Here is an 11,596-nt window from a genome sequence, read left to right on the forward strand (position 1 = left end):
CCCAACGGTCGGGGCCGTTCCTGTTTCAGGCCAGTGGCAACGGACGCGGCTCCGGATCGCCGTCCAGGTCCGGCGCCGCCAGGGGCCGCACCGCCGCCAGGCGCTGCACCACGGCGGCGCGGGGCAGGGCGGTTTCCCCCTGCTCGAACGCCACCACCTGCAGGCCCGTTTCCCGCGCCAGGTCCAGCAGCTCCCCGTCGCGCAGCAGGAAGGCTGAGCTGGACGGGCGGCCGTGGCGCTGGTTGCCCTGGGCGAAGGTCTCATACAGCAGCACTCCGCCGGGCGTCAGCAGGCCGGGCAGGCGGGGCAGAAGCGGCCGGTGCAGATAGTTGGTGACGACGATGCCGGCGTAAGGTCCGCCCAGCGCCACCGGCGCCTCGCCCTCCAGGTCCGCTTGCAGGATGGTGATGCCGGGCTGGCCCGCCAGGTCGGCCACGCCGCGCGGGTCGATGTCCACGGCCGTCACCGGATGACCCAGTCCATGGAACAGGCGGGCATGGCGCCCGCCGCCGCTGGCCACGTCCAGCACGGCGCCACCCCGGGCCACCAGCGGCGCGAAGCGGGCGACCCAGGCGCTGGGCTGGCCCCGAGGGTCATGGTGCGGCGTGGAAATCGGGGGTGTGGGACTCATGGGGCATGGGCCTTATGCGCTGGGGGCCGCTGCATCGGCCGGGGTATGTTGCGGGCGTGGCTTTCCCCACCCACATCCAGACTGTATATGACATTTTCCCGCCCGAACCGGGCGGGCCGTTATCGATGGCCGCCGCGCACCCATGATCCTTTACGAAATGAAATGTGGCCAGGGCCACACCTTCGACGTCTGGTTCCGCAACGCGGACGCCTGCGACCAGCAGGTCGCGGCCGGTGAGGTCGCCTGCGCGGTTTGCGGCGACCACACGGTGGGCAAGGCTCCCATGGCGCCCCGCATCGCCAAGGGCCGGGGCGCCCGCGTGGAAGAGTCGCCGGCGCCAGTTCCGGCCCCACCGCAGCCGGCACACGAGGTGACGCCCGCAGCGGTGGCGGAGGCCGCGGCCCAGGGTCCGGCGGCGGTGATGTCCCTGCTGCGCGAGATGCGCCGCCAGGTGGAGGCCAACGCCACCCATGTCGGCGACCGCTTCGCCGAGGAGGCGCGCAAGATCCACTATGGCGAGGCCGAGGCCAAGGCCATCTACGGCGAGACCACGGACGAGGAAGCGGCGGAGCTGGTGGATGAGGGTGTGACCTTCGCCCGCATCCCCTGGGTGCCAAAGCACGATACTTGATCGTATTCCTCAAACGCCGGCGGGGCATCCGCCCCTTGGCTTGTCCTCACTTTCCAGTCCGCTGATGCTCCCCGGAAAGTTCCGGCGCCCGCGGTCGCGGGCCAGCGCTTCGCGCCTGGCGCCTTCGGGGGCAGGTGCTCTTTGAAGCGCTTCGTATCGGCGCCAGGCCCGCTATAGTGGCGGAAAGCAGCGAGGGAGAGCGCCCCATGTCCGATCCCGTGCCGACGTTCGGCCCCCGCGTGGTCACGGTGCCGCCAGGGGAGGATAGGGAGCGGCTGGTCTGCCCCGACTGCGGCTACATCGCCTACGACAATCCCAAGATCGTGGTGGGCTCGGTCGCCCTGTGGCAGGACCGCATCCTGCTGTGCCGCCGCGCCATCCCGCCGCGAATCGGCTACTGGACCCTGCCTGCGGGCTATATGGAACTGGCGGAGACGACGCAGGACGGCGCCGCCCGCGAGGCGTGGGAGGAGGCGGGCGCCCGCCTGGCCATCGGCCCCCTGCTGGCCGTCTACAACATCCCCCGCATCAGCCAGGTGCAACTGATCTACCTGGCGCGGCTGACCAGCCCGGAGATCGCCGCCGGCCCGGAAAGCCAGGCGGTCGCCCTGTTCGCCTGGGACGATATCCCCTGGACCGACCTGGCCTTCCCCAGCGTGGACTGGGCGCTGCGCGAGTATGAGGCGCGGCGGGATGTCATCCGCGCCGGCCAACCCTTCGCCCCCGCCACCAACCCGGTGGACGGGCTGTAGGACGCACCACGTCCTGAGGGTCAGAAATACACCTGGTGGCTGACCATGTCGCGCAGGCGGTCGCTCTTGGGATCGGTGTATTCCTCCGGCAGGCCGTCCTGGACGCGCAGCCAGGACAGCCGGCTTTCCACGCCGCAATGCACCTCCGGCGCCACCGCCTCCGGGTTGTCCAGGCTGCCGATGGTGACGCTCATCCAGTCGCTGTCGGGATAGGCGAAGGTCAGCGGCGTGCCGCACTGGGCGCAGAATCCCCGCTCCGCCACCGAGGAGGAGGCGTAGAAGGTGGGCCGGCCCGTTCCGCTCCAGGTCACCGTGTCCTTGCGCACCCCCGCCAGCGCGGCGAAGACGTTGCCCACGGCGCGCTGGCACATGCGGCAATGGCAGAAGTGCACGCCCTCCGGCGTCATGGTGCTGTGATAACGCACGGCGCCGCATTGGCAGCCGCCGGTGACGCCTTCGGGTTTGCCGTCGCTCATTCCGCTGCCTCCTTGGCCGCCGTTTCCTTGATGTCCGTCCGCTTGATGCCATCCAGCACCCGGCGGGTGTTGGCGGCGCAATCCAGTCCCTGGGGGCTATTCTCCAGTTTCCTGGAGTTCGCCGCCGACATCAATCAGGTGGCGCGCATGCCGCTCTTGGACCGCAAGCGCATGGCCTGAAACGCCAACGGCGCGGAACCCCCGAAGGACCCGCGCCGTCGCTCATAACACGCCGGTGCGTCCGCTCAGTTCAGCGTGCGCACGTCCGTCAGCTTGCCGGTCAGGGCGGCGGCGGCGGCCATCTCGGGGCTGACCAGATGGGTACGGCCGCCGGGGCCCTGGCGGCCCTCGAAGTTGCGGTTGGAGGTGGAGGCGCAGCGCTCACCCGGCTTCAGCTTGTCGTCGTTCATGGCCAGGCACATGGAACAGCCGGGCTCCCGCCAGTCGAAGCCGGCGGCGACGAACACCTTGTCCAGGCCCTCGGACTCGGCCTGTTCCTTCACCAGGCCGGAACCCGGGACCACCATGGCGTAGATGCCGTCCTTCACATGGCGGCCTTCCACCACCTTGGCGGCGGCGCGCAGATCCTCAATGCGGCTGTTGGTGCAGCTGCCGATGAAGACCTTGTCCACGGGAATGGCGTCCAGCGGCGTGCCGGCCGTCAGCCCCATGTACTTCAGTGCGCGTTCCATGGCGGCGCGGCGGTGCTCATCCGCCTCGTCGGCGGGGTTGGGCACGGCGGCGGTGATGGGCAGCACGTCCTGCGGGCTGGTGCCCCAGGTGACCATGGGGGCGATGTCCTCGGCCTTCAGCACGACCTCGCGATCGTACACAGCGCCCTCGTCTGAGGGCAGGCTCCTCCACCAGTTGACGGCCTGTTCCCAGGTCGCCGCCTTGGGCGCCTGCGGGCGGCCCTTCAGGTAGTCGAACGTGGTCTCGTCCGGGGCGATCAGGCCGGCGCGGGCGCCCGCCTCGATGGCCATGTTGCAGACCGTCATGCGGCCTTCCATGCTGAGGCCGCGGATGACGGAGCCCGCGAACTCGATGACATGGCCGGTGCCGCCGGCGGTGCCGATCTTGCCGATGATGGCCAGCACCACGTCCTTGGCGGTCACGCCCACGGGCAGCTCGCCATCCACGGTGATGCGCATGTTCTTCGACGGCTTCAGCAGCAGGGTCTGCGTGGCCAGCACGTGCTCCACGTCCGAGGTGCCGATACCGAAGGCCAGGGCGCCGAAGGCCCCGTGCGTGGCGGTGTGGCTGTCGCCGCAGACGATGGTCATGCCCGGCTGGGTCAGCCCCTGCTCCGGCCCCACGACGTGGACGATACCCTGGCGGATATCGGACATGTCGTAGTAGTCGACGCCGAATTCCTGGGTGTTGATGGCCAGCTGCTCCACCTGGATGCGGCTTTCCTCATTCTTGATGCCGGCCAGACGGTCATGGCTGGTGGGGACGTTGTGGTCGGCCACGGCCAGGGTGGCGGACGGGCGGCGCACCTTGCGGCCGGCCATGCGCAAGCCCTCGAACGCCTGCGGGCTGGTCACCTCGTGCACGAGGTGGAGATCGATGTAGAGCACGCAGGTGCCGTCCTCCTGGCGGTGGACGACGTGGCTGTCCCAAATCTTGTCATAGAGGGTGCGCGGCTTGCCCATGGATCTTCACTCTGATGCGGACCGACATTTCCGAAACACGAAAACCCATGCGGTGGGTCTTTTTGTTTCACGGAGGCGCAGAATAACGACCGGTCCTGTCGCGGACAAGGGTCGCACACCGCCATGGATCGCATAGCGGTCATTTGTTCTTGCGTCCCCAGCACCGGCGAAGACCCCCCAGGCCCCAGCCCCGACCAGGGCCGCCGGCGTCCGAGGCAACCAAACAGCTGGCAATAAAAACCCCGCCTTTCGGGCGGGGCTTTTTATCAACTAAGCGCTCAGCGGCTCGCGTTCGTCTTCGGCCTGGGCATCGCCCTCGCCGTCGTCGCCCGTCTCGCCGCCCTCGGCGTCGTCGTAGCCCGTCTGCGGCTGATAAGGCCGGGGCTCGCCGCCGCGCTGGCGCTGTTCGGACTCGTTGATCTGCGTGATGATGCGGAAATAGTGCTCCGCATGCTGCAGATAGTTTTCCGCCGCCACCCGGTCGCCGGACGATTGGGCGTCACGGGCCAGGGCCAGGTACTTCTCATGCACCTGGAAGGCGTTGCCGCGGATGCGCACATCCGGGCCGTTGCTGTCAAAGGTCTGGTGGCGCAGGGGCACGTTCTGGCGGCGGTTGTTGCCGCCACCATTGTTGCCGCCGCCATTGCCGCCGCTGTTGCCGCCGGCATTGCCACCGTTGTTACCGCCGCGTCCACGCGAACGCCTGGAGTTCGGTCCCTGTCTCATCCGACTGCTGCTCTAGCCCCGTTGGAGTTCGATGCATGCCGTGCCAAGGGGGCGGACATCATCATCCGCGCCACCGCATCCGATCCCGGAATCCACACCGTAACCCGGAAGGAAACCGGATCGGCCATGCTGGGCAAACTGGCATGCCGTGGTGATCATCATTGGCCCATGAACGCTAGCCCGGCTTCTATAACGGTGTCCCCCGTTTCGAACCTGGCGCGTCGCCCCTTCGGCCTTCACCACGCAAAATGACCCTAAACGCTGAATCCCGCTAATCCAACATTTTTTTTGGCGATGCCGCCCTGCGCGGTAGGCGCAAGCGGTCAGGGGCCTTGGTCTTTTGGGGAATCAGGCGGCCGCCGGGCGGCGACCACCCGGTCGTGGCCGGCCAAATCGTCCACCCGTTCCAGCACCTCCAGGCCTGCGGCGGTGAACAGGGCCGCCACGTCCGCCCCCTGGCCGGCGCCATGCTCCACCGCCAGCAGGCCCCCGGGCACCAGCAGGCCACCGGCCACCGTGGCCAGGTGACGGTACGGGGCCAGCCCGTCGGCGCCGCCGTCCAGTGCGCGCAGGGGGTCGAAGGTCCGCACCTCCGGCTCCAGGCCGGCGATGTCGGCGGCCGGGATGTAGGGCGGGTTGGAAACGATGGCGTCGAAGCGGGTCCCGCCGCCCAGGGCGTCCGTCCAACTGCCGACCACGAAGGCGCTGCGGCCGGCGAATCCCAGGGCCCCCGCGTTGGCGGCGGCGGCGCGGGCGGCGCCAGGGACGATGTCCACGCCCAGGCCCCAGGCGCCCGGCATCTCGGACAGAAGCGCCAGCAGGATGCAGCCGCTGCCCGTGCCCAGGTCCAGCAGCCGCCGGGGGCGCTGGCCGTCGGGCAGGTGGCGCAACGCGGTTTCCACCAGGGTCTCGGTATCGGGGCGGGGATCCAGCGTGTCCGGCGCCAGGCGAAACTCCAGGCTCCAGAACTCCCGCCTGCCCAGGATGCGCGACACCGGTTCGCGCGCCGCCCGACGGTCGACCAGGGTGGCCAGGGCGGCCTGGGCCTCGACCGGCACCGGCCGGTCGCCGTCCAGCAGCAGGGCGGTGCGCGACCAGCCCAGCGCCTCCTCCGCCAGCAGGCGCACATCCAGCCGGGGGCTGGCGCAGCCGGCGGCGGCGAGGCGTTCCTCGGCCGCCTTCAGGACATCGCGAAGGGGCAACGGGGCGCCCACGGGCCCGCTCACTGCAGTTCGGCCAGGCGCTCCGCCTCATCCTGGGCGATCAGCGCTTCCACCACCTCATCCAGGGCCTCGCCCGCCATGACCTTGTCGATCTTGTAGAGCGTCAGGTTGATGCGGTGGTCGGTCACCCGGCCTTGGGGGAAGTTGTAGGTGCGGATGCGTTCGGAACGGTCGCCGCTGCCCACCTGGCTCTTGCGGTTGGCGGCACGTTCCGCGTCCAGGGCGCTGCGCTGCAGGTCATACAGACGGGAACGCAGCACGCGCAGGGCCTTGGCCTTGTTCTTGTGTTGCGACTTCTCATCCTGCTGGCTGACCACCAGGCCGGTGGGCAGGTGGGTGATGCGTACGGCGCTGTCGGTGGTGTTGACCGACTGGCCGCCGGGACCGCTGGAGCGGAACACGTCAATGCGCAGGTCCTTCTCGTCGATCTGGATGTCCACCTCCTCCGCCTCGGGCAGGACGGCCACGGTGGCGGCGGAGGTATGGATGCGCCCCTGGGTTTCCGTCGCCGGCACGCGCTGCACCCGGTGCACGCCCGATTCGAACTTCAGCCGGCGGAACACACCCCGGCCGGAAATGCTGGCGATGGCTTCCTTGTAGCCGCCCAGGCCGGTCTCCGAGATCTCGATGACCTCGAAACGCCAACCCTGGATGCCGGCATAGCGGCGGTACATGTCGAACAGGTTGGCGGCGAACAGGGCCGCCTCGTCGCCGCCGGTGCCGGCACGCACCTCCAGCATGGCGTTTTTGTCGTCGGCGGCATCCTTGGGCAGCAGGGCCAGCATGACCTGGCGCTCCAGTCCGGGCAGGGCCTTCTCCGCCTGGATCAGTTCCTCTTGCGCCAGCTCGCGCATCTCGGGATCGGCCTCCGCCTCCGCCATGCGGGCGAGATCCGCCAGGTCGGACCGGGCGCGGCGCAGGTCCGCGATCGACTCCGCTACCGGCGTCAGCTCCGCGAACTCCTTGCTCATGCGGGTGTAGGCGTCGGCCGCCAGCGTGCCCGTCGCCAGGGCGTCGCGCAGCTCGTCATGCCGGGCCGACAGCTTGGCCAGCGTGTCCCCGAACCGTTCTTCCAATGTGGTCATGGTCGTTCCGTCATCCCGTGTCCGGGCTGACTAAAGCCCCTCAAGCGCCAGGCGCGGCCATCCGGCCGCTTGGCTTGTCCTCAGTTTCCAGTCCGCTGACGCTCCCCAGAAACTTCCGGCGGCTGCGGTGGCAGCCTGGCGGCATGAGCAAAGGCCCATGCCGCGGGCATTCTCATACTACTCGGCGGCAGCGGCGGCTTCCTCGGCGGCCTGGGCGGCCTTGATCTCCTCGGCCTTCTTCTCCACCAGCGACACCAGGTGGTCGACGATGCTCTCGTCCTTCAGGCGATGGGCCGGCTGGCCCGCCAGGAACACCTGGTGCACGCCCTTGCCGCCACCGGTGAAGCCGATGTCGGTCATGGTGGCCTCGCCCGGGCCGTTCACCACGCAGCCGATGACCGAGACGGTCATGGGGGTGGTGATGTGGGCCAGCCGCTCCTCCAGTACCTCAACCGTCTTGATGACGTCGAACTGCTGGCGGGCGCAGGACGGGCAGGAGATGACGGTGACGCCGCGGCGGCGCAGGCCCAGCGACTTCAGCATCTCGAAGCCGACCTTGACCTCCTCCTCCGGGGGGGCGGACAGCGACACGCGGATGGTGTCGCCAATGCCCGACCACAGCAGCATGCCCAGGCCGATGGAGGACTTCACGGTGCCGGCGCGCAGGCCGCCGGCCTCGGTGATGCCGATGTGCAGGGGATAGTCGCAGGCCTCGGCCAGGCCCTGGTAGGCGGCCACGGCCAGGAACACGTCCGACGCCTTCACGGAAATCTTGAACTCCCGGAAGTCATGGTCTTCCAGGATCTTGGCGTGGGTCAGGGCACTTTCCACCAGGGCCTCGGGGCAGGGCTCGCCATAGCGCTCCAGCAGCTCGCGCTCCAGCGAGCCGGCGTTGACGCCGATGCGCATGGCGCAGCCATGGTCCTTGGCGGCCTGCACCACCTCGCGCACCCGATCGGCGGAACCGATGTTGCCGGGGTTGATGCGCAGGCAGGCGGCACCCGCCTCGGCGGCCTCGATGGCGCGCTTATAGTGGAAATGGATGTCGGCCACGATGGGCACGTGCACCGCCTTCACGATCTCCTTCAGTGCCGCCGTCGATTCCTCGTCGGGGCAGGAGACGCGGACCATGTCGGCGCCGGCCTCTTCGGCCCGCAACACCTGCTCGATCGTCGCCTTGGCGTCGGCGGTCAGGGTGTTGGTCATGGTCTGGACGGAAATCGGCGCGTCGCCACCGACCAGGACGTTGCCGACACGAATCTGACGGGAGGTCCGGCGCAGGATCTGGCGATACGCACGATGGGAGGTGGACATGGGAACTGGCCTCATGGGGGAATTTGATCGGTAAAGTGCTGCCGGAAGGCCCCGGGATCAAGAGGCCATCGCACAAGGCTTCACCGCGCCGTGTGCGGGACGGCGCGGTGCATAATGGTTAAGCGGCCGACGCGATTGCCCTATTTGCCGCCGGCGGCCTTATCCAGCGTGACCAGCACGATGTCGTTGCTGTGCATGGGTAGGGTGGTGGCATAACGGCCATCGGCGCCCACGGTAACGGTCTTGTCCGCCTCGGGCAGGTCGCGCGTCAGGTCGGTCAGTTTGGCCTGCTGCTCCGCCGACAGGGTCTTGGGCGCGCCCATGTCGATGTAGGCGGAATAGGCGTCGTTGGCGCGGAAGCCGGTGCGGTGCACGGCCAGGCGGTAGGTGCCTGGCTTCAGGCCCCGGAACGACACCTTGACCGGCGGGGCCGCCTTGTTGGGGATGACCTTGTTGTAGAAGGACCGGTTGCTGACCGGCTGGTGTGGCTGCTGGAAATCCCACACCAGGGCGGCGGCCTTGCCCTCCGTCGCGGACGCCATCACCTCGCCGTCCGTCACCGGCACCGCCTGGCCTTGCAGGGCGTGCAGGTACTTGTACGCGAAGTAGGCCGGCTTGCGGATGCCCTCGCGGTTCATCAGGCCGAAGCCGCCCTCGAACGGGGCGGTGGGCGGGCCGGGTTCCTCGAACAGGTCGCTGTAGGTCCAGTAGCTCATGCCCTGGACCATGCCTTGGCTGGCCTTCAGCTTGGCCAGGATGTAGGGCGCGCTGATGTAGCTGTCGTGTACCAGGTCACGCGGGGTGTAGCTGGTGCTCCACTCCGTGAAATAGAGCGGCAGGGTGGGGAAGCGTGAGGCGGCGATCTGCTGGCGCACCTTGCGCACGTCGCCCACGATGGCATCGGGCGAGGGCGACAGCTTGGTGTCGGCCTTGCCGGCCTCATCCAGGAAACCGCCGTCCACGCCATAGGTGTGGGTGGTGACGAAGTCCACGGGCGCGCCGCTCTTGGCCACATGGTCCAGGAATTCCGGCACCCAGGTGGCACCGGCGGTGGCGGGGCCGCCCACGCGCAGTTCCGGGTCGATGGCCTTCATGGTGTTGGCCGTCAGGTCGTACAGCGCGAAATACGCCTGCTGGTCGCCGCCTTCCCAGAAGCCCGCCAGGTTGGGCTCGTTCCACACCTCGAAGAACCAGCTGCGCACCTCGGCCTGGCCGTAGCGCGCCTCGATGTGCTGGACGAAGGCGGTGATCAGGTCGCGCCAGGCGTTGGGCCGGGGGTGGGAGGTGTTGCCCTCCCAATAGAAAATCTTGTTCTCCGACGTTGCCATGGCCTTGGGCGTAAAGCCCAGCTCGACGAAGGGCTTCAGCCCGCGCGCCTTCAGGTCGTCGTACAGTTGGTCGATCTTGCTCCAGTCATAGGTGATGGTGCCGTTCTCGACCTTCACCGTGCCCAGCACGTCATGGAAGATGGCGTGGAAGCGGATGTAGCGGAAGCCCAGCTCATCCTGCGTGGTCTTCAACTGCGCCATGCTGTCCGGCCGCATCAGGGTGCCCGGAAAATCGGACCCGATGGACAGGTCGTAGAAGCGGTCCAGCGGCTGGGTCGCCTTGGCCACGTCCACCTCGACCTGGCGGATGCGGCCTTCGGCCCGGGCCGCCTTGGGCGCCAGGCCCACGGCCAGGGCCACGCAGGCGGAAAGACAGGCGGCGACGGCCGCCTTGCTGCGAAACAGGGAAGCCATCAGTGAGTCACCCGAGCCTGTAGATCATCCGGTTGCAGGGGATAGCTGCGCACCACCTGGCCCTTGGCGCCCAGGGCGGCCAGGTCCTTGCCATCCAGGCTGACCACTACGCCGCCGGCATTGCCGGTTTCCAGGGTCAGGCCGGGCACATCGGGGGCGCGGAAGCTGTCGCCCGGGTGCAGCACGCGGGACGCCCACAGCGTGCCCTTGGCGTCGCGCACCTGGATCCAGCTTTCGTCCGTGGCGCGCACCACCACGCGGGCCGGGCCGGTTTGGCCGAAGACGCGGCCCTTGGCGGGCGCCGGCGCCGCCCCGGGTGCGGTGGTGTCAGGGGCGGTGGTATCGGGGCGCATGCTGGCATCGGCCGGGGCGGCGTCCGGATCGGCCGCGGCGGTCTTGGGCTGGCCCAGGTCGGGCATCTGCGGCGCCTCGTCATCCGGTGCCTCGGACGCGACCGGTGCCGGGGCGGCCGGCTGCGGCGCCGCCGCGATCTTGCCCGGCGCGGCGCTTCCCTGGCCCGCGGGGGCATTGGTCGCCGGCGCCTGCGGGGCGGCGACCGGGGCGGTGCCGGGGGCCGCGGGCACGGGGCCGGGCATGGCGTCGGGCAGCGGCGCGGTGGCATCGGGGGCGGCCCCCACTTCCGGTGCGGTGGGCTGCGCCTGGTTCAGCAGGGCCTGCACGGCGGGGGCCGGCAGCACGTTGGCCGGCGGCGGGGAGGCGTCGCTGTTGCCCGTCAGGTGGGCCAGCCGCTCCGGCAGCTTGGGCACCAGGTCCAGGGCGCTGCGGTCGGCGGAGGAATAGAGGTACCACCCGCCGTAAAGCGCCGCCGCCAGCACGACGGCGCCCACGATCAGCGCGCCGCTGGGCACGCGGTTCTCGCTGACGGGGATGGGCAGATACAGTTCCGCCGGGCGGACGTGGCCCGCCGTCTCATCCTTGAAGCGGTTCAGCAGGTCGCCCGAATCGATGCCCAGCAGATCGGCGTAGCTGCGCAGGAAGCCCAGGATGTAGGCCTGGCCCGGCAGGTCGCCGTAGCGGCCGTCCTCGATGGCCTCCAGATAGGGGCGGCGGATGCGCAGTACGTTGGCCACGTCCGCCAGGTCATAGCCCAGTTCCTCGCGCCGCATGCGCAGGATGTCGCCCACGGTTTCGCGCGGCGCCTGCGGTTCGGCGGCGCGGCCAGCGTCGATCATGTCCCGATAACGGTCGCGGCGTTCAGTCATGACGGCTGTCCCAGCACAGAAGGGCCCAGGGGGCACCCGGAATTCGTATTTGAATTGTCCCAACCGCCGGTTCGAATATTACCCAACCGTCGTTGACGGGGGAGTCTTATCAAGGGCGCCGCGGTACCGCAACCATCG

The 11,596-nt window shown here is 69.2% G+C and carries 12 protein-coding genes; 3 read left to right on the forward strand and 9 right to left on the reverse strand.

Translation table 11 applies throughout. The features are described from left to right. Nucleotides 1-25 precede the first annotated feature (25 nt). On the reverse strand, nucleotides 26-631 hold the full coding sequence (locus tag FBZ89_RS07110; RefSeq protein ID WP_145749298.1) for a class I SAM-dependent methyltransferase: 606 nt from the start codon (nucleotides 629-631) through the stop codon (nucleotides 26-28). A gap of 142 nt (nucleotides 632-773) precedes the next feature. Here FBZ89_RS07110 and FBZ89_RS07115 point away from each other — a divergent pair, with 142 nt between their 5' ends. Together FBZ89_RS07115 and FBZ89_RS07120 are read left to right on the forward strand one after the other, a co-directional pair. Continuing rightward, entirely contained in the window at nucleotides 774-1,262 is a 489-nt protein-coding gene (locus FBZ89_RS07115; protein ID WP_145749299.1) for a DUF1178 family protein, read from the forward strand. 206 nt (nucleotides 1,263-1,468) lie between these two features. Beyond that, on the forward strand, nucleotides 1,469-2,014 hold the full coding sequence (locus tag FBZ89_RS07120; protein ID WP_145749300.1) for an NUDIX hydrolase: 546 nt from the start codon (nucleotides 1,469-1,471) through the stop codon (nucleotides 2,012-2,014). Nucleotides 2,015-2,034: 20 nt separating this feature from the next. Here the strand turns inward: FBZ89_RS07120 and FBZ89_RS07125 are convergent, their stop codons facing one another. Beyond that, the gene (locus FBZ89_RS07125) at nucleotides 2,035-2,490 is read right to left on the reverse strand and encodes a GFA family protein (protein WP_145749301.1); all 456 of its coding nucleotides are present in this window, start codon (nucleotides 2,488-2,490) and stop codon (nucleotides 2,035-2,037) included. Between the two features lie 45 nt (nucleotides 2,491-2,535). Here FBZ89_RS07125 and FBZ89_RS31875 point away from each other — a divergent pair, with 45 nt between their 5' ends. Then, entirely contained in the window at nucleotides 2,536-2,670 is a 135-nt protein-coding gene (locus FBZ89_RS31875; RefSeq protein WP_281292006.1) for a hypothetical protein, read from the forward strand. 65 nt (nucleotides 2,671-2,735) lie between these two features. Here FBZ89_RS31875 and leuC read toward each other — a convergent pair whose 3' ends face one another. From leuC to FBZ89_RS07160, 7 genes are all read right to left on the reverse strand, one after another. Beyond that, on the reverse strand, nucleotides 2,736-4,145 hold the full coding sequence (leuC, locus tag FBZ89_RS07130; protein ID WP_145749302.1) for a 3-isopropylmalate dehydratase large subunit: 1,410 nt from the start codon (nucleotides 4,143-4,145) through the stop codon (nucleotides 2,736-2,738). 270 nt (nucleotides 4,146-4,415) lie between these two features. After that, nucleotides 4,416-4,871 (reverse strand): DUF4167 domain-containing protein, encoded by a 456-nt coding sequence (locus tag FBZ89_RS07135; protein ID WP_145749303.1) that lies wholly within the window; start codon nucleotides 4,869-4,871, stop codon nucleotides 4,416-4,418. A 323-nt stretch (nucleotides 4,872-5,194) separates the two neighbouring features. After that, nucleotides 5,195-6,073 (reverse strand): peptide chain release factor N(5)-glutamine methyltransferase, encoded by an 879-nt coding sequence (prmC, locus tag FBZ89_RS07140; protein WP_145749304.1) that lies wholly within the window; start codon nucleotides 6,071-6,073, stop codon nucleotides 5,195-5,197. Between the two features lie 20 nt (nucleotides 6,074-6,093). Then, the gene (gene prfA, locus FBZ89_RS07145; protein WP_145749305.1) at nucleotides 6,094-7,179 is read right to left on the reverse strand and encodes a peptide chain release factor 1; all 1,086 of its coding nucleotides are present in this window, start codon (nucleotides 7,177-7,179) and stop codon (nucleotides 6,094-6,096) included. Between the two features lie 177 nt (nucleotides 7,180-7,356). After that, the gene (ispG, locus tag FBZ89_RS07150; RefSeq protein WP_088870635.1) at nucleotides 7,357-8,493 is read right to left on the reverse strand and encodes a flavodoxin-dependent (E)-4-hydroxy-3-methylbut-2-enyl-diphosphate synthase; all 1,137 of its coding nucleotides are present in this window, start codon (nucleotides 8,491-8,493) and stop codon (nucleotides 7,357-7,359) included. Between the two features lie 140 nt (nucleotides 8,494-8,633). Beyond that, nucleotides 8,634-10,235, reverse strand: a complete 1,602-nt coding sequence (locus tag FBZ89_RS07155) for a GH39 family glycosyl hydrolase (protein WP_186457236.1) — start codon at nucleotides 10,233-10,235, stop codon at nucleotides 8,634-8,636. Further along, nucleotides 10,235-11,458 (reverse strand): helix-turn-helix domain-containing protein, encoded by a 1,224-nt coding sequence (locus tag FBZ89_RS07160; RefSeq protein ID WP_145749306.1) that lies wholly within the window; start codon nucleotides 11,456-11,458, stop codon nucleotides 10,235-10,237. Before FBZ89_RS07160 ends, FBZ89_RS07155 begins: the two co-directional genes overlap by 1 nt. Between the last annotated feature and the right edge of the window lie 138 nt (nucleotides 11,459-11,596).

Origin of the sequence: Nitrospirillum amazonense (genome assembly GCF_007828045.1) — a bacterium.
Lineage (GTDB): Bacteria > Pseudomonadota > Alphaproteobacteria > Azospirillales > Azospirillaceae > Nitrospirillum > Nitrospirillum amazonense_C.